Annotated in this window: 24 protein-coding genes; 22 read left to right on the top strand and 2 right to left on the bottom strand. The window is 37.9% G+C overall.

Annotated features, from left to right (window positions below; genetic code table 11):
* Positions 1–320: 320 nt before the first annotated feature.
* The 22 genes from V6R96_RS00305 (at position 321) to V6R96_RS00205 (ending at position 19,217) form a co-directional block, all read left to right on the top strand.
* Positions 321–1,637 carry an AMP-binding protein gene (locus V6R96_RS00305; RefSeq protein WP_336377661.1) on the top strand — a complete coding sequence of 439 codons (1,317 nt, stop codon included), beginning with the start codon at positions 321–323 and terminating at the stop codon, positions 1,635–1,637.
* The gene (locus V6R96_RS00300; protein WP_111957305.1) at positions 1,637–2,722 is read left to right on the top strand and encodes a 2Fe-2S iron-sulfur cluster-binding protein; all 1,086 of its coding nucleotides are present in this window, start codon (positions 1,637–1,639) and stop codon (positions 2,720–2,722) included. Before V6R96_RS00305 ends, V6R96_RS00300 begins: the two co-directional genes overlap by 1 nt.
* Positions 2,723–2,804: 82 nt before the next feature.
* A complete protein-coding gene (gene paaA, locus V6R96_RS00295; RefSeq protein WP_336377660.1) occupies positions 2,805–3,743 on the top strand; it encodes a 1,2-phenylacetyl-CoA epoxidase subunit PaaA in 939 nt (312 codons plus the stop codon).
* A 109-nt stretch (positions 3,744–3,852) separates the two neighbouring features.
* Positions 3,853–4,134, top strand: coding sequence for a 1,2-phenylacetyl-CoA epoxidase subunit PaaB (paaB, locus tag V6R96_RS00290; protein ID WP_034725794.1), 282 nt, complete (start codon positions 3,853–3,855; stop codon positions 4,132–4,134).
* 74 nt (positions 4,135–4,208) lie between these two features.
* Complete coding sequence (paaC, locus tag V6R96_RS00285; RefSeq protein ID WP_336377659.1) at positions 4,209–4,958, top strand: 1,2-phenylacetyl-CoA epoxidase subunit PaaC; 750 nt, start codon at positions 4,209–4,211, stop codon at positions 4,956–4,958.
* 83 nt (positions 4,959–5,041) lie between these two features.
* Entirely contained in the window at positions 5,042–5,506 is a 465-nt protein-coding gene (gene paaD / locus V6R96_RS00280) for a 1,2-phenylacetyl-CoA epoxidase subunit PaaD (RefSeq protein WP_223558301.1), read from the top strand.
* A 206-nt stretch (positions 5,507–5,712) separates the two neighbouring features.
* The gene (locus V6R96_RS00275; RefSeq protein ID WP_111957315.1) at positions 5,713–6,513 is read left to right on the top strand and encodes an enoyl-CoA hydratase/isomerase family protein; all 801 of its coding nucleotides are present in this window, start codon (positions 5,713–5,715) and stop codon (positions 6,511–6,513) included.
* A gap of 89 nt (positions 6,514–6,602) precedes the next feature.
* Complete coding sequence (locus tag V6R96_RS00270) at positions 6,603–7,736, top strand: 3-hydroxyacyl-CoA dehydrogenase NAD-binding domain-containing protein (protein ID WP_223558303.1); 1,134 nt, start codon at positions 6,603–6,605, stop codon at positions 7,734–7,736.
* 1 nt (position 7,737) lies between these two features.
* Positions 7,738–8,205, top strand: a complete 468-nt coding sequence (locus V6R96_RS00265) for a hypothetical protein (protein ID WP_223558304.1) — start codon at positions 7,738–7,740, stop codon at positions 8,203–8,205.
* A 12-nt stretch (positions 8,206–8,217) separates the two neighbouring features.
* Positions 8,218–8,535 (top strand): hypothetical protein, encoded by a 318-nt coding sequence (locus V6R96_RS00260; RefSeq protein WP_223558305.1) that lies wholly within the window; start codon positions 8,218–8,220, stop codon positions 8,533–8,535.
* A gap of 2 nt (positions 8,536–8,537) precedes the next feature.
* Entirely contained in the window at positions 8,538–8,951 is a 414-nt protein-coding gene (locus V6R96_RS00255; protein ID WP_336377658.1) for a hotdog fold thioesterase, read from the top strand.
* Positions 8,952–9,035: 84 nt separating this feature from the next.
* Positions 9,036–10,241 (top strand): 3-oxoadipyl-CoA thiolase, encoded by a 1,206-nt coding sequence (gene pcaF / locus V6R96_RS00250; RefSeq protein ID WP_336377657.1) that lies wholly within the window; start codon positions 9,036–9,038, stop codon positions 10,239–10,241.
* 132 nt (positions 10,242–10,373) lie between these two features.
* Positions 10,374–10,967 (top strand): transferase hexapeptide repeat family protein, encoded by a 594-nt coding sequence (locus tag V6R96_RS00245; RefSeq protein WP_034725774.1) that lies wholly within the window; start codon positions 10,374–10,376, stop codon positions 10,965–10,967.
* A 41-nt stretch (positions 10,968–11,008) separates the two neighbouring features.
* Positions 11,009–11,851, top strand: a complete 843-nt coding sequence (locus V6R96_RS00240; protein ID WP_336377656.1) for an alpha/beta hydrolase-fold protein — start codon at positions 11,009–11,011, stop codon at positions 11,849–11,851.
* An 18-nt stretch (positions 11,852–11,869) separates the two neighbouring features.
* Positions 11,870–13,195 carry a DUF6624 domain-containing protein gene (locus V6R96_RS00235; RefSeq protein WP_336377655.1) on the top strand — a complete coding sequence of 442 codons (1,326 nt, stop codon included), beginning with the start codon at positions 11,870–11,872 and terminating at the stop codon, positions 13,193–13,195.
* Positions 13,196–13,465 (top strand): hypothetical protein, encoded by a 270-nt coding sequence (locus tag V6R96_RS00230; protein ID WP_336377654.1) that lies wholly within the window; start codon positions 13,196–13,198, stop codon positions 13,463–13,465.
* Between the two features lie 25 nt (positions 13,466–13,490).
* Positions 13,491–15,986, top strand: coding sequence for a phenylacetic acid degradation bifunctional protein PaaZ (gene paaZ / locus V6R96_RS00225; protein WP_336377653.1), 2,496 nt, complete (start codon positions 13,491–13,493; stop codon positions 15,984–15,986).
* 183 nt (positions 15,987–16,169) lie between these two features.
* Positions 16,170–16,331, top strand: coding sequence for a bacteriocin-like protein (locus V6R96_RS20720; protein ID WP_157967948.1), 162 nt, complete (start codon positions 16,170–16,172; stop codon positions 16,329–16,331).
* A 165-nt stretch (positions 16,332–16,496) separates the two neighbouring features.
* Positions 16,497–17,129 carry a transposase gene (locus V6R96_RS00220; RefSeq protein ID WP_336377652.1) on the top strand — a complete coding sequence of 211 codons (633 nt, stop codon included), beginning with the start codon at positions 16,497–16,499 and terminating at the stop codon, positions 17,127–17,129.
* Positions 17,130–17,223: 94 nt separating this feature from the next.
* Positions 17,224–17,763, top strand: coding sequence for an SMI1/KNR4 family protein (locus V6R96_RS00215; protein ID WP_336377651.1), 540 nt, complete (start codon positions 17,224–17,226; stop codon positions 17,761–17,763).
* Positions 17,764–17,806: 43 nt separating this feature from the next.
* Entirely contained in the window at positions 17,807–18,538 is a 732-nt protein-coding gene (locus V6R96_RS00210; protein ID WP_336377650.1) for a DUF4241 domain-containing protein, read from the top strand.
* Positions 18,531–19,217 carry an SMUG2 DNA glycosylase family protein gene (locus tag V6R96_RS00205; RefSeq protein ID WP_336377649.1) on the top strand — a complete coding sequence of 229 codons (687 nt, stop codon included), beginning with the start codon at positions 18,531–18,533 and terminating at the stop codon, positions 19,215–19,217. The genes V6R96_RS00210 and V6R96_RS00205 overlap by 8 nt, the downstream gene beginning before the upstream one ends.
* A 76-nt stretch (positions 19,218–19,293) precedes the next feature.
* Here V6R96_RS00205 and V6R96_RS00200 read toward each other — a convergent pair whose 3' ends face one another.
* Positions 19,294–20,115, bottom strand: coding sequence for a T9SS type A sorting domain-containing protein (locus V6R96_RS00200; RefSeq protein WP_336377648.1), 822 nt, complete (start codon positions 20,113–20,115; stop codon positions 19,294–19,296).
* Positions 20,116–20,141: 26 nt separating this feature from the next.
* Positions 20,142–20,690: a phage tail protein gene (locus V6R96_RS00195; protein WP_111957337.1), complete on the bottom strand. Its 549-nt coding sequence runs from the start codon at positions 20,688–20,690 to the stop codon at positions 20,142–20,144.
* Positions 20,691–20,881: the final 191 nt, after the last annotated feature.

The raw sequence follows: 20,881 nt of genomic DNA, 5'->3' as shown, positions 1-20,881 counted from the left end.
AATCGTATTTTTTATCCTTGGCAAGGTTTTAAACCTTGCCAAGGATGTTCAGGAATGACGTGACCTAATAGTTACTCTCTTCAAGTATGAATGACAATAGCTTTGCTAGTTCCTTAATTATTTTTCCTTAAAAAAATCTTAATGGTTCAAATAAGAGCCTTCTCATGTAACCCTAATATTGGGACTGTTTACGGAAAAATAACTCATTGTAGCCTATTCAGTTATTTAGAATCATTCAAAATATGACAAAAGTCATAAAAATTTTGTCAGCATAGAAATTCTTTTTAAATTTACACCTAACAAATGTTAGTTAGTAGGATATGGATTTTTCAGTTGAATATATAAAGCTCGACCAGTTGAGACAGCTTCAGTCTGAACGGTTGACAGATTTGGTCGGCTATCTTGGAGAGAGATCAGAATTTTATAGAGGGAAATTTAATGAATCAGGAATAGCTCCACAGGATATAAGGTCGATTGAAGATATCACGAAACTTCCGATTACCTACAAACAGGACTTGAGGGATCATTATCCGTTTGGACTTTTTACCGTTCCGAAAAATGAGCTGCAGAGAATTCACTGTTCCAGCGGAACTACAGGAAAACCTACAGTGGTGGGCTACACAAAAGAAGATGTGGATCTTTTCAGTGAAGTAGTTGCCAGATCATTATATGCAGCAGGAGCAAGACCGGGAATGCAGCTGCACAATGCTTACGGATACGGAATTTTTACCGGTGGATTGGGACTTCATTACGGCGCTGAAAAATTAGGGATGAGCGTTCTTCCTATTTCAGGAGGAATGACTGCCAGACAGGTTGATTTGATTTTAGATTTTAAACCTGAAGTAATCTGCTGCTCGCCTTCTTATGCATTGACGATTGCGGATGAATTTACGAAAAGAGGAGTTTCTGCAGATGAAATCAGTCTGAAATATGCTGTTTTAGGCTCCGAGCCATGGACGGAAATTATCAGAAGCCATATCGAGGAAAGATTAGGCCTTCATGCAACGAATATCTATGGATTAAGCGAGATCATCGGTCCCGGAGTATCCATGGAGGATTTTGAAGAGAAAGGAGGTTCTTACATTTGGGAAGACCATTTTTATCCTGAAATATTGGATCCGGTGACGAAACAACCGGTTGCGTTTGGGGAAGAAGGGGTTCTGGTTATTACGACTTTAACGAAAAAAGCCATGCCGCTTTTACGGTATTGGACGAATGACATTACAAGTCTTTACTATGATGAAAATGCGAAGAGAACCATGGTGAAAATGAGACCTATCAAAGGAAGAGCAGACGATATGCTGATCGTAAGAGGGGTTAATGTATATCCAAGCCAGATCGAAGAGGTATTTTCACACGTAAAAGGAGTAGTTCCGAACTATTATCTTACACCGGTTGAAAAAGAGCAGATGTGTGTAGCATTGGATATCGACGTAGAAATTGATGATGAATTGGTGAAAGCTCAAAAAATAGATGCTGATACCGATGATTATTTTAATTTTGTCGGCAGCTTTGGAAAAAACATAGAAAACGAAATAAAAAAGAGGGTAGGGATCACCACGAAAGTAAAAATTCATGCCCAGGACAGCCTGCCTAAGTGCGAAGGCGGAAAAATTAATAGAATACTTAAAAAATAATGAATTCATTTTATAAACTTAAAACGGTAAAGGTTCAGAAAGATACTCCTGATGCGGTAAACGTAGCGGTAGAAGTTCCTGAGGAGCTGAAGGATAAATTCAGGTTCAAGCAGGGGCAGTATCTTAATTTCCGTATGATGATCAACGGGAATGAAGAAAGACGTTCTTATTCTATCTGCAACGCTCCGAGCGAAAAAAGCAACACACTGGAAGTGCTGGTGAAGCTTTTGGACGGCGGAAAGGTTTCAGGGTATTTCAATGAGCACCTTCATATGGATGAGGTTCTGGAAGTAATGCCTCCGATGGGTGGTTTCAATACTTCTTATCACCCTACCAATGTGAAAACCTATGTGGGTTTGGCGGCAGGAAGCGGTATCAGTCCTGTTTTATCCAATATTAAAGAAAGCCTTTATCAGGAGCCGAACAGCTGCGCTTATCTTTTCTACAGCAACAGAAGCATGAATCATGTGATGAAAAGAGCTGAGATCGATAAACTGGTAGAGCATTTCAACGGAAGACTGAAGGTGATTTATCTGGTAAGCCGTGAAAAACATGAAGATCCTGTATTTGAAGGAAGAATTTCTGCTGAAAAATTAGAGCAGTTATTTGAAAGATATACAGATATTGATGTAAAAGAAGCCACTTATTTCATCTGCGGCCCTGCGGAAATGATTAAAGGGATTTCCGATTATTTAAAGAAAGATAAAAAAGTACCTGCCATTCAGGTTTTATTTGAATATTTCACTGCTCCTGATGATGAAAATTCTGAGGAAATGAGTGATGAATTCAAGGCCATTGCGAATATAGAAAGTATGGTGACGGTAATCATTGATGATGATGAATATTCGTTCCACCTTAATTCTAAAAAAGAGAGTATCTTAGATAAAGCATTAAAAGACAATCTTCCTGTACCTTTTGCTTGTAAGGGAGGAGTTTGCTGTACGTGTAAGGCGCAGGTTCTGGAAGGAGAAGTTTTCATGGAGAAAAATTTCGCGCTTACCGAAGACGAAGTAGCCAGAGGCTATGTTCTGACGTGTCAATGTCACCCGACAACGAATGTGGTGATGCTTAATTATGATGTGTAAAATTAATGTAACAATCTAATAGTTTACCAGTGTAACAATCATTGGTACATTCTTAAACTGATACATTGCTAAATTGAAAATTATGGACTTAGAAAAATTTGTTCAATACGTTCACGAAGAAAATAAAGTAGAACCAAAAGATGTAATGCCCGATGATTACAGAAAACTGTTGGTTCGCCAAATTTCACAGCATGCGCATTCTGAGATTGTCGGAATGTTGCCGGAAGCCAACTGGATTTCAAGAGCACCCTCACTGAGAAGAAAAATGGCTCTTTTAGCTAAAGTTCAGGATGAAGCAGGTCACGGATTATATCTGTATTCTGCAACTGAAACCTTAGGAAACGGAACCATCAGAGCGGACAGAGACGCAACCTATGATGATATGTTGGAAGGAAAAGCAAAATATTCAAGTATTTTCAACTATCCTACATTGAGCTGGGCAGATATCGGCGCGATCGGTTGGTTGGTAGATGGTGCTGCAATCATGAATCAGGTAATGTTGATGGGGAATTCTTACGGTCCTTATTCGAGAGCGATGGTGAAAATCTGTAAAGAAGAATCTTTTCACCAAAGACAGGGCTACGAAATTCTAATGGCACTTTGCCGTGGTACAAAACAGCAGAAAGAAATGGCTCAGGCTTCGTTAAACCGTTTCTGGTGGCCAGCTTTGATGATGTTTGGTCCGAATGACGACAGCTCGCCTAACTCTAAAATCTCAATGAATTACAGAGTAAAAAGAGAAAGTAACGACAGTCTTCGTCAGAGATTTATCGACGTTACCGTTTCTCAGGCTGAATTTTTAGGATTAACCATTCCGGATAAAGATCTGAAGTGGAATGAAGAAAGACAGCATTACGATTTCGGAGAACTTCCATGGGATGAATTCATGGAAATCTTAAAAGGAAACGGACCTTGTAATAAGAAAAGATTACAGACCAAAGTAAAAGCACAGCAGGAAAACCTTTGGGTAAAAGAAGCAGCAATAGCTTTTGCAGAGAAACAACAAAAAATTTCAATGTAACAATATACCAATGTAAAAATGTAACAATCAATTGATCATTCTGAGCAAAGCGAAGAATCTCATTATTGGTAAATTGTTAGATTGATACATTGTTAAATTAATTTTTATTATGGCAAATTTAGATATGTGGGAAGTGTTTATTCAGACTAAACCGGGATTATCTCACAAACACGCAGGAATAGTACAGGCGCCAACAGCAGAAATGGCTTTGCAGAATGCAAGAGACGTTTATACCAGAAGAAAAGAAGGAACTTCTGTTTGGGTGGTTCCAAGTAAGTATATTGTGACTTCAGAAGGAGTAGACAAGGAAGCTTTCTTTGACCCGGCAGATGACAAACTATACCGTCACCCGACATTCTATGATATTCCTAATGATGTAAAAAACATGTAATTTTCTGTAAAAGGTAGGCTGTAAAAAGTACAAAGTACAACCGACATTTTACGTTTTACAAAAAAAATAAAACAATGAATCCACTATATAATTATTTATTAAAGTTTGCTGATGACAGCTTCATCATGGGACAAAGGTTGTCTGCGTGGTGTGGTGAAGGTCCTTATTTAGAGGAAGATATTGCATTGACAAACATTGCATTGGACGAACTTGGCCAAGCCAATAACTTTTATGTATATGCATCAAGAGTTATTGATAACGGTAAAAGTGAAGATGATCTAGCCTTCTTAAGATACGAGCATGAATACGTCAACGCACATTGGGTAGAACTTCCTAATGAAGATTATGCGCAGACCATTCTTAAAGTTTATGTATTCTCTGTATATCAGAAACTGATGTACGAGGCATTGTCAAATTCCGCAGATGAAGAACTTTCTGCACTCGCCCAGAAATCTTTAAAAGAAGTGAGATACCATTATACGCACGCTTCTTCCTGGATGAAAATTTTCGCTCAGGGAACAGAAGAAAGCCGTGAACGTTTAGTAAAATCTCTTGATAATATTTGGGAATATTCAAAAGGATTATTTGCGAAAGTGGAAGGAGAGGATGATTTAATTGCTTTAAATATCGCTCCGGACGGAGACGAATTGTACAAGGAATTCTTAACCATCACACAAAAAGATTTTGCAGAATATGGATTGGAATACCCGGCAAATCCATTCATGCAGCCTAAATCCAGAACAGGATATCATACAGAATATTTCGGATTTATTCTTTGCGAACTTCAGTATATGCAGAGAGCGTATCCGGGATGTACGTGGTAATTCTAAATGTAACAATCCAGCAGTTTAGCAATGTAACAATTAATTGCTAGACTGTTAGATTGATAAATTGGTACATTTTAAAAATGAAAAATCCTTTAGAAATATTAGAATTAGTTCCTGATCCCGAAATTCCGGTAATCAATATTGTGGAATTGGGTATTGTAAGAGAAGCAAAAGTTACCAGCGAGAATACTTGTGAAATAACGATTACCCCTACTTATTCTGCCTGTCCTGCCATGTTCACCATTGAAGAAGACATTGTGAAGATCATGAAGGAAAACGGCTGGGATGCGAAAGTGGTAACCAAAATGTTTCCGATATGGACTACAGACTGGTTAACGGATGAAGCGAGAGAAAAACTTCGTATTTACGGAATCACACCTCCTGAAAAAGGAGCAGACGAACATCACATCGGGAAACCGAAACAATGTCCGCGTTGTGGTTCTATGAATTCAAAACAGATCAGCAGATTTGGATCTACTTTGTGTAAGGCCTCTTATCAATGCTTAGACTGTCTGGAGCCGTTTGATTATTTTAAATGTCATTGATGATTATGTAGCAATAAATCAATGTACCAGTTTACCAATGCCGGAATAATTGTTACATTGTTAAACTGTTAGATTGTTAAATTATTTGTTGCATCATTAATCTGTTAGATTGTTACACTACAGCGATTGCCACATTATTTTATATTGTTAAATTAGAGCAGTGTAATTTTTTAATTCTTTAATCATTTAATTTTAAATTTAAAACCATGTATACACAACTTGATATTGAAACGCATTTTGACGGAAAACTGAAAATTGCTTACCTCAATCAGCCGGAAACAATGAATGCGCTTACAAAGCCATCTTTATCAGATCTTAAAGATTTCATTAAAGAATGTAGCGAAGACCCTACAGTAAGATGTGTGGCGATTTCAGGAAGAGGAAGAGCTTTCTGCTCCGGTCAGAATCTGGATGATGCTTTCGTACAGGGCAATGAGCACCATGATAACGATATCATCAGAAAAATTGTAGTGGACTACTACAATCCTCTGGTAACAGAGATTACGCGTTGTAAAAAACCTGTTGTGGCATTGGTAAATGGCCCTGCAGTAGGTGCAGGTGCGATGCTGGCATTGATCTGTGACTTTGTTTTGGCGGTAGATAAATCCTATTTTGCCCAGGCATTTTCAAATATAGGACTCATTCCTGATACGGGTGGAACTTATTTCCTTCCAAAATTATTGGGAAGACAATTGGCTAATTATTTAGCATTTACAGGTAAAAGACTATCAGCTGAAGAATCTAAATCTTACGGCTTAGTGGCTGAGGTGTTCACTGAAGAAGAATTTGCTCCGAAATCTATGGAGATTCTTGAGAAAATGTCAAATATGCCGACTGCGGCTATTAGATTAACTAAAAAAGCTTTCGCTCAATCTTATAACAACACGTTAAAAGAGCAATTAGAATTAGAAGGCGATCTACAACAGGAAGCTGCAGAGACAGAAGATTTCATCGAAGGGGTAAACGCCTTTTTACAGAAAAGAAAACCTGATTATAAAGGGAAATAAAAGATTTTGTACAATGTAAAAAGTACAATGTACAGAGTACATTGCTGTGATCATACTTTTTACATTGTACATTTTACACAATACAGAACATGAACAATATCGGAATTATTGGGGCAGGAACCATGGGCGTAGGAATTGCTCAGGTGGCTGCAACAGCGGGATGCAAAGTCGTTTTATTCGATGCAAATGCTCCGCAGATAGATAAAGCACTATCAGGCTTAGAGAAAACACTTCAGAAATTAGTGGATAAAGCTAAAATTTCTCAGGAAAAAGCCACAGAAATCAGAAACAATATCGTTAAAGGTGAAGCTTTACAGGATCTGAAAGATTCCGATCTTGTGATAGAAGCCATCATCGAAAACAAAGACATAAAAACCAAAGTATTTACGGAGCTTGAAACCTATGTTTCGGACGACTGTATCATCGGTTCCAATACGTCATCCATTTCTATCACCTCTCTTGGTGCAGAATTAAAGAAACCTGAGCGTTTCATCGGAATTCACTTTTTCAACCCGGCACCATTGATGCCTTTGGTTGAGGTGATTCCATCTTTATTAACAGAAAAATCATTACCGGAAAAAATCTACAACCTCATGAAAGATTGGGGTAAAATCCCAGTGATTGCTAAAGATATTCCCGGATTTATCGTCAACAGAATCGCCCGTCCTTACTATGGCGAAGCTTTGAGAATTGTCGAAGAAAATGTCGCAACTCCGGAACAGGTAGACGAAGCGATGAGAACATTAGGAAATTTTAAAATGGGACCATTTGAATTAATGGACCTAATTGGTGTTGACGTTAATTTTGCCGTAACCACAACCGTTTACAAAGACTATTTCTACGATCCGAAATACAAACCTTCTCTGCTTCAGCAAAGAATGGCCGAAGCTAAACTTCACGGCAGAAAAACCGGAAAAGGTTTCTATGATTACGCAGAAGGAGCAGAAAAACCGGTTGCTGAGAAAAATGATGCATTGTATCAGGAGATCTTTTTAAGGATCATCTCAATGTTGATCAACGAAGCCGTAGAGGCCAAAAGATTAGGAATTGCCAACGATGAAGATATCGAGCTGGCAATGCAGAAAGGAGTCAATTATCCAAAAGGCTTACTAGGCTGGGGAAAAGAAATCGGCTACTCAAAAATCTCTGAAACTCTGCAAAATCTTTACGGAGAATATCAGGAAGAAAGATACAGACAGAGCCCTTTGTTGAGAAAATTGTGATATGAAATATTTTCCTGAAAAATATGATGAAATGAAATCTTTAAACTCTGTTGAAAAGGTTTTATTAAATATAAATAATAACAGCCAGATAAGCCATTCTCTAAGGATGGGAAGTACTGACAAATCTTTAAAAGGATATACTGAGAAAAACTTTTTTAAGGTAATAAGTGCTGAAATGCCATTAGGAATTTTGTGTGTTTTTGAAGGCGAGTTGATTCAAAAAGAACACGAGACGATAATAAGGTTGAGTTCAAAATTTCATAGAACATTCAGAATATTATTATATATGTGGGGCATTCTTCCAGTTTTTGCAGTACTTATTAATTGTATTCAAACTGGAGCAAAGGCAGTAGCATTAATATTTCCGATAGTTATTTTTTATATAATAATCTATTTCTTGATTAATTTCTTTTTTAAAAAATCCTATGAGAATGGAATTAAAGTTTTGAAAAGTATTATTAATCAATAAAATTAAGTCAATATGATGAATATAGATGAATTCAAGGCTGAGTTGGAGACCAGACTTTTAATCGAGAAACGGTATTTAACCCAGGAAACTTGCTCTGATGATGAGCAGGAGAGACTTGAGTTGCTAGGAAAGTTTAATGAGAAATATAAAAAGTTAATTAAAAAAATAGCCAATGAAAACGGTATTGATTTAAGTGCTCCTTATCTAACTCAAAATCTATCAAATTCAGAAAATCATCTTAAGTATGAACAGATAATTCTTGGTAAAACCATGAGTATTTATGACAAATTGGTTGATGAATTATATGAAGAAATAACAAGCATAAATTAAAAATGAATCCAAGACAAGTTGCAGATTATATGTTAGGTCAGGATTATTTTTCCCAATGGATGAATATCAAAATGATCGAAGTCAAAGAAAATTATTGTTTAATAGAAATGCCCATCAAGAAAGAGATGATCAATGGGTTGAAAACGGTTCATGGAGGCGTTACGTTTGCTTTTGCAGATTCTGCACTGGCATTTTCGTCCAACAGTTCTGGAGACGCAGCCGTTGCCCTGAACTGTATCATCAATTTTACCAAAGCTGGAAAAGAAGGTGATATTTTCAGAGCAGAAAGCATTCTGGTCAATGATACCAGAAAAACAGCGGTTTACGACATCAAGATCACCAATCAAAACAATGAGCTGATCGCAAAATTCGTCGGAACCGTTTACAAAATCGGAAAAAAAGTAACAGAACTATAAATAAAATGTACCAATTTGAAAATGTACCAATCTACCAATCCAATTGTTACATTGTTAAACTGATACATTGTTAAATTAATAAAAATGAACAACGTATACATCATAGACTACGTCAGAACCCCAATCTCAAAACTACAGGGTGGATTATCAGAAGTAAGAGCCGATGATCTGGCGGCAGTGGTTATTAAAGAAGTTATGGGCAGAAATCCTGAAGTTCCTGCTGAGGAAATTGAGGACGTTATTTTCGGATGCGCTAATCAGGCGGGAGAAGATAACCGTAACGTGGCGAGAATGGCGCTTTTATTGGCTGGACTGCCTTACAAAATTGGAGGAGAAACGGTCAACAGACTTTGTGCTTCCGGAATGTCGGCGGTGGCTAATGCTTTCCGCTCCATTGCTTCCGGAGAAGGTGAAATTTATATTGCCGGTGGAGTGGAACATATGACCCGTTCACCTTACGTAATGTCTAAGCCGGGGGCTGCTTTCGGAAGAGACAGCCAGATGTTTGATACCACTTTCGGATGGCGTTTTGTCAATCCGAAGATGAAAGAAATGTACGGGGTTGACGGAATGGGAGACACCGCTGAAAACTTAGCGGATATGCACAATATCAGTAGAGAAGATCAGGATAAATTTGCCCTTTGGTCTCAGCAGAAAGCGACAAAAGCTCAGCAAAGCGGAAGATTGGGGGAAGAAATTGTAAAAGTTGAAATTCCTCAGAAAAAAGGAGAGCCTAAAATTTTTGATCAGGATGAATTCATCAAACCTACATCTTCTATGGAAGGTTTAGGAAAACTTCGTCCGGCTTTCAGAAAAGAAGGAACCGTAACGGCAGGAAATGCTTCAGGAATGAATGACGGAGCAGCAGCTCTTATCCTGGCCAGTGAAGAAGCCGTGAAAAAATATGGTTTAAAACCAAAAGCTAAGATCTTAGGATCTGCCGTAGCTGGTGTGGAACCAAGAATTATGGGAATCGGACCTGTAGAGGCGACCCAGAAACTATTAAAAAGATTAAATCTTTCCCTGGACGATATGGATATCATTGAACTGAACGAAGCATTTGCAGCACAGGCATTAGCTGTGACCAGAAGCTTAGGTTTGAAAGATGATGACTCAAGAGTAAATCCAAATGGAGGAGCTATCGCCATCGGTCACCCGCTGGGAGTTTCGGGAGCAAGAATCATTGGTTCTGCCGCTATGGAACTTCAGAAACAGGATAAGAAATATGCATTGTGTACCCTTTGTATTGGTGTCGGACAGGGCTATGCAATGGTCATTGAAAAAGTATAACTTTTTCAATAATGTAACAATATAAAAATGTATCAATGTAACAATTCCTGCCATGCTGAGTCTGTTGAAGCATTTCAATTGGTAAACTGCTAGATTGATACATTGTTAAATTAATTTTTTAATAAAAAAATTATGAACATCTACTCATACCACGGTATCCGTCCCATTATCAAGCCCTCTGCCTATATTCATCCGCAGGCGGTCATCATTGGGAATGTGGAAATCGGTGAAGAAGTATATATCGGACCCAATGCGGTGATCCGCGGCGACTGGGGGAAAATTATCATTAAAGACGGAGCCAATGTTCAGGAAAATTGTACCCTGCATGTGTTCCCGAATATTGAAACCATTCTTGAGGAATCAGCGCATATCGGACACGGAGCTATTATTCATTCCGGACATATCGGTAAAAACTGCCTGGTAGGAATGAATTCCGTCGTGATGGATAAAGCTGTTATCGGTGATGAATGCATCATTGGAGCATTGGCTTTTGTTCCGGCTAATTTCACCTGCGGACCAAGAAAACTGATCGTAGGAAGTCCTGCGAAAATCATCCGTGATGTTTCCGATGAAATGATCCACTGGAAAACAGAAGGAACTAAGCTGTACCAACAGCTGGCTAGAGAAGGAAAAGAAGCTATTCTGCCATGTGAACCGTTCTCAGAATATGTAGAACAGACCGCTACCAAAACTGTGGATTACAGTATCTGGGCGGATTTAAAATAAACTTTTAAACCTTATTCAAAATTATAAGGTTTTATGATATAATGAAAACGAATATGATCAAAAAGATGCTCATTGCCTGTAGTATGCTGTTTGCTTTTCAATTCATGGTTTTAGCCCAGAATGAAAAAGTAAAACCGTTGACTATCGGAGAGGTCAGAACATTTAAATCTAAGATTTTAAATGAAGACAGAACTTTAAACATTTATCTGCCGCAAGGTTTTGATAAAACAAAATCATACCCGGTGATCTATCTGCTGGATGGCTCAATGAATGAAGACTTTATCCATGTTTCAGGATTAGTACAGTTCTTTAATCAAATGTATGCCATGCCGGAAACTATCGTGGTAGGAATCGCTAATATCGACAGAAAGAAAGATTTTACCTTTCATACAGATATGAAAGATTTACAGCAGGATTATCCTACAACAGGACATTCAGATAAGTTTATTGATTTTCTGGATAAAGAACTACTTCCTTACATAGGAAAGCAGTATAAAACAACAGAGAAATATGTATTCGGACAGTCACTGGGTGGGCTTCTTGCTACAGAAATCCTTTTCAAAAAGCCGGAAATGTTCAATAATTATTTTATCATCAGCCCAAGTTTGTGGTGGGATGATCAGAGTTTATTGAAACAGGCTCCTCAATGGCTTTCCAAAAGCCCGGATACGAAAAAATTTATTTACGTTTCTGTAGGAAAAGACGAACATCCTGTAATGGTAAAAGATGCAGGATCTCTTTATGATGTATTGAAGCAGGCAGGTAAAAAGAACTGGACTGTTGAATATAAAATGATGGAAACAGACAATCATGCTACCATTCTTCACAGAAGTTTGTATGAAGGTCTGGTAAAATTATTCCCATATAAAGAGCCCAAAAAGTAAACCATCAAAACACGAATCATGAGATATTTATTTTTCGCCATTTTCTTTTCAGTTTTGATCAATGCTCAGAAAAAGCAGGATCAGAAAATTAATGTAAAGCTTAAAAATGAATTGGCCACGATTCAAAAAGATGATCAGATCTACCGTGAGCTGATGGAGTCTGACGTTTCCCAGGAGCAAAAGGAAAAGGTCATGAAAGAAAAAAATATCAGTAAGGAAGATATTACGGATAGATTATGGTCACTGATGGATGAGCAGGATAAGATTAATCTTGAAAAAGTTGAAAAAATTATTGCAGAATATGGCTATCCCGGAAAATCTCTGGTAGGAGAGCCGGAAAACGAAACCACATGGTTGGTTATTCAGCATTCTCCAAAAATTAATCAATATATGCCAATTATTAAAACGGCTGCTGATCATAAAGAAATTCCGTTTAGGTTGTATGCCATGATGCTGGACAGACAATTAATGGATGATGGGAAAGAACAGATCTATGGAACTCAGGGATTTTCTTCTTATGATGGAGAGAAAGAAAGCGAGCCTATTATCTGGCCTATTAAAGATGTTAAAAACGTAAACAAACTCAGAAAAGAAGCCGGTTTTGAAGATACGGTGGAACGTTATGCCAAGCGTCTCTATGGAAAGAGTTTTGTTTTTAAAAATTATACTTTGGATGAAGTGTTAAAGTTTGGAGGTGATAAGAAAACTGAAGAAAAACCACTCAACCTTGAGCTCAAAAAAGAGCTTGCGCAGATCTATAAAGACGATCAGATCTACCGTGAGCTGACACAGCCCAACATTACACCCGAAAGAAAGGCAGAAATCATAAAAGAGAAAAACCTCTCTACAGAAGACGTGAGTACGGGGCTTATCAAATTAATGGATGATCAGGATCAGAAGAATCTGGTTAAAGTTGAAAAGATCATTGAAAAATATGGCTATCCCGGAAAATCTATGGTGGGTGAACCTGAGAATTATGCCGTATGGTATGTGATCCAGCATTCCCCTAAAATTGAGAAGTACCTTCCTCTGATCAAAAAAGCGGCCGATGAAAAAGAACTGCCGTTCAGACTCTATGCCATGATGCTGGACAGAAAGCTCATGTACGAAAATAAAGAGCAGATTTATGGAACGCAGATCCGTTCAGTTTTTTCAACAAAAAAAGGGAAAACAGAAACTCTGTCATTTGTGTGGCCGATAAAAGACCCGGAGCATGTCAACGAACTGAGAAAGAATTCAGGATTTGGCAGGACCATCGAAGATTACGCTAAAGATGCAGGAGGCTTCGAATACAAAAAATATACATTGAAAGAAGCCTTGGAACTTCTTCAGAAAAAGAAATAAATGACAGATCGTCTAAAGAAATATTGGATTTTCCTGTTGATTGCCCTTATCGGAATCAATTATGCGGGATTCTATCTGTTATGGGAATCAATGGGTATTTCCGATGCGCTGGAACATGTAGAATCAGAACAGGTGATCAGAAAGCTGAAACAGAAGGATTTTTTATATACTTTGTTTGCGGATGCATTCCTGATTCTGGATTTTTCTCTTATTCTGCTGTTGTTGTTTATGGGAGGAAGGAAAATAGTACAACTCATTATTAAAAAATAAAAGTCAGGTAAAAAGTTAAAATAATATGGAAAAACTGAAAAATTACATCTACGGAGAATGGGTAGAAGGTTCCGGAAACGGAGTTCCTTTATACAATGCCGTTACAGGCGAGCAGGTTGCTGTTTCAGATACAGAAGGGCTTAATTTTGAGCAGGCTCTCGACTACGGAAGAACAGTAGGCTACAAAAACCTTTCTTCCATGACGTTTTATGACAGAGGAGAGATGCTGAAAAAAGTGGCTCTTTATCTTTTGGAAAGAAAGAAAAAATATTACGAATTATCATATAAAACCGGAGCTACCCACGCAGATTCATGGGTAGATATAGAAGGAGGTTTCGGTACTTTCTTTACCTATTCCGGGTTGGCAAAAAGAATGCTTCCCAACACTCCGTTCTGGGTGGATGGAGAAACTCAGAAAATCTCCGCGAATGGAACTTTTCTGGGAACTCACATTCTGACACCAAGCGAAGGAGTTTCTATACAGATCAATGCTTATAACTTTCCGGTTTGGGGAATGTTGGAAAAATTATCAACATCTCTGTTGGCAGGTGTTCCTTCTATTGTAAAACCATCTCCTTACGGTTCTTACCTGACGAATGCTGTTTTCCAGGATATGATCGAAAGTGGAGTACTTCCGAAAGGTGCGCTTCAATTGGTTTGTGGTGAACCGGGAAATATTCTGGATTATGTTCAGGATGGAGATTCAGTATTGTTTACAGGTTCTGCCCATACAGGAAGGAAACTGAAATCAATGCCTTCTATCGCAGGAAATGCAGTGCGTTTCAATATGGAAGCAGATTCTCTGAACTGTTCGATTTTAGGTCTGGATGCAAAACCGGGAACTCCTGAATTTGATCTCTTCATCAAAGAAGTACGTAATGAAATGACCACAAAAGCAGGTCAGAAATGTACGGCAATCAGAAGAATTATTGTTCCTGAACACCTGATCGGAGATGTTCAGAATGCCTTATCTAAAGCTTTAGATCAAACGAAAATCGGGAATCCGTTGAGCAGAGAAACCAGAATGGGGTCACTGGTAGGAAAACAGCAGTACGATGAGGTCGTTAGAAAAGTAAATATTCTAAAATCAGAAACAGAATTAGTTTACGACGGAAAACATGAACTTGTAGATGCAGACTATGATAACGGTGCATTCATGAGCCCGAAACTGTTCTTAAACGATAAGCCTTTCGAGAAGAACATCTCTCACGATGTAGAAGCGTTCGGGCCGGTTTCTACGTTAATGCCTTACAAAGATGCCGAAGAGGCAGCGGCTCTTGCTAAAAGAGGAAAAGGCAGCTTGGTAGGATCTATTATTTCCCACGACGAAACCTTTATCGCAGAAACTTCATGGAAAATGGCTTCCCAGCACGGTAGAATTTTTGTTTTGAACAGAGATAATGCCAAAGAAAGTACAGGTCACGGTTCACCGCTGCCTACACTGATGCACGGTGGTCCTGGTAGAGCTGGTGGAGGCGAGGAAATGGGCGGACTGAACGGTCTTCATTTCTTCCTTCAGAAAACAGCGATTCAGGGTTCTCCGGATGTATTGAAGGCGATTACAAAAGTATATCAGCAGGGTGCAGAGAAAAAATTCTCAGACAAGCATCCTTTCCAGAAATATTTCGAAGAAGTTGAGGTAGGAGATTCATTGGAAACGGCCGGAAGAACGGTTACTGATGCAGATATCGTTAATTTTTCCAACGTTTCTTGGGATCATTTCTATGCCCATACCGATGCTACAAGCTTAACCGGAACTATTTTCGATAAAACAGTAGCCCATGGATATTTCATCCTTTCTGCAGCAGCAGGACTGTTCGTTTCAGGGAAAAAAGGTCCGGTTATCGCAAACTACGGATTGGAAAACTGTTCATTCTTTAAACCTGTTTACGCTGGGGATACTATCACAGTCTATTTAACGGCAAAAGAAAAAATAAACAGAGGCGTAAAAGGAAGAAACATTCCTTCCGGCGTTGTAAAATGGCTGGTGGAAGTTGTTAACCAGAGAGATGAGATCGTTTGTGTAGCGACCATCTTAACATTGGTGGCAAAACAATCTCCTTTCATCGATCTGAATGTGAAAAATGTTCAGAAGATATTGGGTGGTTTAACAGAAACGACATCCTCAAACTGGGGTGAAATGTCTCCTCAGCAAATGATCGAACACTTGGAACATGGAGTTCTGGTAAGTTTAGGCGAACCGGAAGCCGACAAATGCTTTACACCGGAAGAGCAATTGGAAAAATGGCAGGACTCTCTTTATAACCATAGAAAAATGCCGAAAGATTTCCCTGCTCCATTCCTGGCTGAAGATGAAACCTTACTGGAATTAAAGCATAAAAATCTGGATGCTGCCAAGCAGTCTTTCCTGGATAACTTACAGAGATTTACAGTCTATTACAGAGAAAATCCACAGGCTGAGCATATGAACTTCGTGTTCGGAAAACTGAATAAAGAAATGTGGGAGCTGATGCACAAAAAGCATTTTACGCACCACTTTGAGCAGTTTGGATTGATTTGATTCAAAATATAATATAAATTTATAATCCTTTTTGGTTTTTACTGAAAGGGATTTTTTAATGGTCCTTGCCAAGGGTTAATAAGTCATCCGATTAAAATAAAGTTTATATTAAAATTAGTAACTTTAATAGGCGAAATCCGAAAAGCATATAGAGTAGGAGAAAAACATTAAAAACTAATTGCTATGAAAAATTTAAAAAAACTTTCAAGAAACCAATTGAGATCTGTTAAAGGTGCCGGTCCAAACTGGGCTTGTTTGCCTAATTCTTGCCCTCCGGGAAGTTGTTGTCTCCCTGGAAGATGGCCGGATATTCCAAGAGCATGTTATATATGTGCTGATTCTTAAAATAAAATATAAATTGATAGTCCCTTTTGGTTTTACTGAAAGGGAATTTTAATTACCCTTGTCAAGGTTGAAAACCCTGACAAGGGTTAGGAAATAAGCGGATTAAAAAAAATTAAAACTTAAAGATATTTTTAATCTTTATAAGGTTAAACTAAAAACACAAATATGATGACAGATGTTAGAACTACTCCAATTGAAGCAGATCGTTTTTACCATATTTATAATCGTGGAATTAATGGAGAAAATATTTTTAAATCAGATCGGAATTATTTATTCTTTCTCAATAAAATGTCTGAATTTCTTGTTCCTGTTTGTGATGTGTATGCTTATTGTCTGATGCCTAATCATTTTCATCTTTTAGTTAAGATAAAATCTGATTTTGAATTAGATAGCCTTGTCAAGGTTCTGAACCTTGACAAGGCTATTAAGGCTACTGAAATAGGCCTTCATTCTCCTCAGAATATTTTCTCAAAACAATTTGCCAGAGTTTTCAATTCTTATTCCCAGGCTTTTAATAAAGAAAATAAGAGACATGGTGCTCTTATTGAATCTCCATTTAAAAGAAAATTGATTACATCAGATAAATATTTAATTAATGCAGTGATTTATATTCATCAAAATCCGCAAAATCATTCGATAGTTCATGAGTTTTCAGATTATAATTTTTCCTCTTATCAATCCATTTTAAGTAATTCAAAAACTTTATTAAAAAGGGATGAGGTTATTGAATTATTTGATAACAGAGAAAATTTTATACAATCACATAAAAAGGTTGTTGATCTTGATTTCGAGTTTTAAATCCATGAAAAATCTTAGTTCAGAAAAAGATTTTATTAAAAATGATAGTTACTTTTACAATAAAATCAGAAATTTCATTTATTTAAAACAAGATATGGAACTACAATTTTTCAAAGACTTTGATTTTACGGATTTCTGGAATGAAAGCAGCTATTCCGTAAGAGATTATATAGAACCGTTTCCGGATGATGAGCTCATTGCTTCCGTAGAAGAAGAGCTTGGCTACAAACTCCCTGCTTCTTATATCGAACTGATGAGACTGCAGAACGGCGGGTTGGTCGAAAAATCCTGCTTTCCTACGTCAGAAGAGAATTCCTGGGCGGATGATCATATTGCGATTACCGGAATTATGGGAATCGGAAGAGAGAAAACCTATTCCATTTGCGGAGAACTCGGAAGTCAATTCATGATCGATGAGTGGGGGTATCCGGCAATCGGTATCTATATCTGCGACTGTCCTTCAGCTGGGCATGATATGGTCTTGCTGGATTATTCCAATTGCGGAAAAGATGGCGAACCTGAAGTGGTTCACATTGATCAGGAAGATGATTATAAAAAGATATTTCTGGCCAAAGACTTTGAAACTTTCATAAAAGGGCTGAAAGATGAAGATGAATTTGACGGGAATAAATAAACAAGTATTTTTACTTTAAATTAAGATCACAAAAAATAAAACAATGAACGAAAGCTGGATGCAAAAATGGGAAGAGGTAAAAGATATTCTTATCTGTCCTGTAGATTTGGAAACCTATTTTACCTCGGATGAAATTCGGGAGCAAAAAATGGAGGTGATGGAGATTGGTAATGTTTCCCTGCCATCCGGAAAAGTGATCGTACGGGATCCTTTGGTATTTTTGAACGCGGGAGAAAAGCCCTATTTCGTACAGGCTCCCAAAGGAGATTTTCCTGTGAAAATTGCGGTGGTAAAGTCAGAGGAATGGGGTGATCGTTATGCTGCTGTGAAAGTGGAATTCACCAAAGAAAAACCTGTCCTTTACAGAGAAGCGCTTATCGGGATTGAAAATCTTGAAGATTTAAATGAAGGTGATTATTTCGGATTCATGGTAGATGCCGGATTGGGTTGCATTACAGATGCGGAGGTACTTCCTTATTTTGATAAGTTTCTTACTGAAGTGAATGTGGAAAACGTTTATGATGATTATTTTGCAGAACAGTTTGCACAGAGTTACCAGGAACATCCACAAAACCAGAGAGAACTGGGAGACTGGATCAATTGGAGAATTCCCAATACAGAATATCATATTCCAATGTTTGCAAGCGGTTTCGGAGACGGAGGATATCCTGTCTATTTCGCGTATGATGAAAAAGGAGAGATCTGCGGATTGTATATCCAGTTTATCGATATAGAACTGGCACTATCTGATGATGAAGACGAAGAGAATGAATAAAACGTTCGCCGATAAAGTCATAGAATTCAATAAAAACCTTCTGTTTTCAGGAAACCTTCCTGAAGGCTTTGAGGCTATGAATCCGTATCTGGACAATCCTGAAACGATGACCGTCATGGAGGAATTTTATCACAAATACTACAATGATATCAGCCCAAGGAAATTCATGATCGGGATCAATCCCAGCCGACATGGAGCAGGAGTCACAGGTGTTCCGTTTACTGATACCAAAAGACTGGAAACTGTCTGTGGAATTAATATGCAATCGGCTCACACCCATGAAGTTTCCTCGGTTTTCATGTATGATATGATTGCTGAATATGGTGGGGCAGATGAATTCTACAAAGATGTTTATATCAATTCGCCTTTTCCGCTGGCTATTGTAAGAAAAGCAAAAACCGGCTGGCTGAATGCGAATTATTATGATGATAAAAAGCTCTTTGAAGCGGTAAAAGATTTTATGATCGATTCTCTGAAGAAGCATATCAGTCTGAGCGTGGACACCTCCGAAGTTTTTGTGCTAGGAAAAAAGAATTCAGAATTTATTTCAGCATTGAATAAAGAGGCCCAGTTATTTGAAAAGATGACTGTTCTTGAACATCCCAGATATATTCAACAGTATAAAACAAAAGAAAAACAACTGTATATTGACAAATATATTTTAGCATTGAAAAAATAAAAATTCCCTGATCATTCAGGGAATTTTTCATTTATGTATTAGAATCTTTTTTCGCAGTATAAACCACTTGTGGAATTTATTTTTTGATGATCTTTGAAGATCCGGATGAAGTTTTGAGGATATAAACGCCATTCGGAAGTTCCGAGATATCTGTCTGATTTGCTCCTTTTTTCATTTCCAGGTTTTTCAGCAGTTTACCATCTTGGCTGTAAATTTTAGCTTGGACATTATCTTCCGTTGTAATCGAAAAAGGTCCGCTGGTAGGATTAGGATAAATACGCATACCTTTTTGTGAAGAAGCAGCTTCATTCGTTGCCAGTACAATACCCGTGTCTTTTACCCATGTGAAAGCATCCAGTCCTGCATATCTGAAATTCCCGCCTAATGTAATCCGTAGCTCATCAATGATTATGTTCGAATAATTCTGACCATTCAGATTGGTCATGTCAATAAGAGTATATCCATTAGTGGAGCCCAGTGATGTTGTAAAACCGGTCGTTTTTGTCTGTGTAAACTTCGTGATACCGCTTAGCTTTCCCGTAATGGTAAGGGTACCGGATACACTCAGATCCAGATTAAGAGCAGACAGATACATCCAGAACCGGTTTACCTTAAACAGATTAGATGTGGTTTTAATGCTGAAAGACGGTGGTGATGCAGCATCGTTGGAGTTGTCAATATATCTGTTGTCAACAGATGTTCCATTCCAGCCAGTACCCGGGTAGTTAGCCTGAATATCAAAAGTTCCTACATGAGAGATAACATTGAATATTACTCCGTTATCAGTAAAACTCGGACTTCCGTGTGATTCCGTTTCAAATTGCTCCGTACTGGTCTGTCCAAAAGAAAATAAAGAGATGAACAGACTACAGATGGTTAAAAAAATAGATCTTTTCATGATTTAGGTTTTAAATAGGTTGTTTTTTAGTCACGTGGAGGATAAATTCCCTCTACACAAATGATATAATTAAGCCCTAAATAAGGCGGCATATTATTCATCGGAAGATTCTGTCCAATGTAGGAGATAGATCTTGCATTAAGAGTAGTATCAGGATCAGCCTGTACAAAGCTTGGAATCGCCGTAAAATCTCTTCCTACCTGGTTTCCTGTAATGGCAATAGAGGTGTTAGCCGATGGAGCAGGCACGGTTGCATTGGCATTAGCTACCTTCAGTTGAAACCCTGCACCTATACTTGGAAGGTTCTGTACCATAATTGTATTTAGTGTAGTTCCAGCAACGACTCCCAGAGGATAATATTCATTAGAGTTTGCATTCCCTGCTCCTATGGCCATTCTTCCTTTTAGGTTGGGAAGGGCGAAAGTAGTGACTCCGTCACCGCCGTAAGTAGTTCCCAAAATTGAAAATAATGCAGAATTGGTTGAAATTCTTAATAAGCTTCCATCACAGAACAACCAGCCTCTAGGGGCAAAATTGCCTGCAAATAATTTTACAATTCCAATGTACTCTTCCATGATAATAGTTTTTCAGTTGTTAAAATTTCCTACTCTTTTTTGGCTTTTCGGATTTCGCCTGTGGTTGTTAGTTTATATTAGTCAAAGGAACAATATATAAGAAGGCATTACTAGAGTAGAAAATACCAAATTAGGGAGTCCGTATTTTTACGTAATGGATCTCTGCATTTCCTTTTCACAGAGAATTTATG

It is taken from the genome of Chryseobacterium sp. CCNWLW53 (genome assembly GCF_037083525.1).
Classification (GTDB): domain Bacteria; phylum Bacteroidota; class Bacteroidia; order Flavobacteriales; family Weeksellaceae; genus Chryseobacterium; species Chryseobacterium lathyri.
Note: the sequence above shows the minus strand (reverse complement) of the source record. Positions and strands in the feature narration are given on the sequence as shown.

Coding starts and splice junctions, on each gene's coding strand:
- paaA (WP_336377660.1), top strand. CDS start 2,805: ATGGACTTAGAAAAATTTGTTCAATACGTTCACGAAGAAAATAAAGTA.
- V6R96_RS00195 (WP_111957337.1), bottom strand. CDS start 20,690: ATGGAAGAGTACATTGGAATTGTAAAATTATTTGCAGGCAATTTTGCC.
- V6R96_RS00230 (WP_336377654.1), top strand. CDS start 13,196: ATGACAGATCGTCTAAAGAAATATTGGATTTTCCTGTTGATTGCCCTT.
- paaD (WP_223558301.1), top strand. CDS start 5,042: ATGAAAAATCCTTTAGAAATATTAGAATTAGTTCCTGATCCCGAAATT.
- V6R96_RS00220 (WP_336377652.1), top strand. CDS start 16,497: ATGATGACAGATGTTAGAACTACTCCAATTGAAGCAGATCGTTTTTAC.
- V6R96_RS00270 (WP_223558303.1), top strand. CDS start 6,603: ATGAACAATATCGGAATTATTGGGGCAGGAACCATGGGCGTAGGAATT.
- V6R96_RS00275 (WP_111957315.1), top strand. CDS start 5,713: ATGTATACACAACTTGATATTGAAACGCATTTTGACGGAAAACTGAAA.
- paaZ (WP_336377653.1), top strand. CDS start 13,491: ATGGAAAAACTGAAAAATTACATCTACGGAGAATGGGTAGAAGGTTCC.
- V6R96_RS00245 (WP_034725774.1), top strand. CDS start 10,374: ATGAACATCTACTCATACCACGGTATCCGTCCCATTATCAAGCCCTCT.
- V6R96_RS00255 (WP_336377658.1), top strand. CDS start 8,538: ATGAATCCAAGACAAGTTGCAGATTATATGTTAGGTCAGGATTATTTT.
- V6R96_RS20720 (WP_157967948.1), top strand. CDS start 16,170: ATGAAAAATTTAAAAAAACTTTCAAGAAACCAATTGAGATCTGTTAAA.
- paaC (WP_336377659.1), top strand. CDS start 4,209: ATGAATCCACTATATAATTATTTATTAAAGTTTGCTGATGACAGCTTC.
- V6R96_RS00210 (WP_336377650.1), top strand. CDS start 17,807: ATGAACGAAAGCTGGATGCAAAAATGGGAAGAGGTAAAAGATATTCTT.
- V6R96_RS00240 (WP_336377656.1), top strand. CDS start 11,009: ATGAAAACGAATATGATCAAAAAGATGCTCATTGCCTGTAGTATGCTG.
- V6R96_RS00235 (WP_336377655.1), top strand. CDS start 11,870: ATGAGATATTTATTTTTCGCCATTTTCTTTTCAGTTTTGATCAATGCT.
- V6R96_RS00300 (WP_111957305.1), top strand. CDS start 1,637: ATGAATTCATTTTATAAACTTAAAACGGTAAAGGTTCAGAAAGATACT.
- V6R96_RS00200 (WP_336377648.1), bottom strand. CDS start 20,115: ATGAAAAGATCTATTTTTTTAACCATCTGTAGTCTGTTCATCTCTTTA.
- V6R96_RS00205 (WP_336377649.1), top strand. CDS start 18,531: ATGAATAAAACGTTCGCCGATAAAGTCATAGAATTCAATAAAAACCTT.
- V6R96_RS00215 (WP_336377651.1), top strand. CDS start 17,224: ATGGAACTACAATTTTTCAAAGACTTTGATTTTACGGATTTCTGGAAT.
- pcaF (WP_336377657.1), top strand. CDS start 9,036: ATGAACAACGTATACATCATAGACTACGTCAGAACCCCAATCTCAAAA.
- V6R96_RS00305 (WP_336377661.1), top strand. CDS start 321: ATGGATTTTTCAGTTGAATATATAAAGCTCGACCAGTTGAGACAGCTT.
- V6R96_RS00265 (WP_223558304.1), top strand. CDS start 7,738: ATGAAATATTTTCCTGAAAAATATGATGAAATGAAATCTTTAAACTCT.
- V6R96_RS00260 (WP_223558305.1), top strand. CDS start 8,218: ATGATGAATATAGATGAATTCAAGGCTGAGTTGGAGACCAGACTTTTA.
- paaB (WP_034725794.1), top strand. CDS start 3,853: ATGGCAAATTTAGATATGTGGGAAGTGTTTATTCAGACTAAACCGGGA.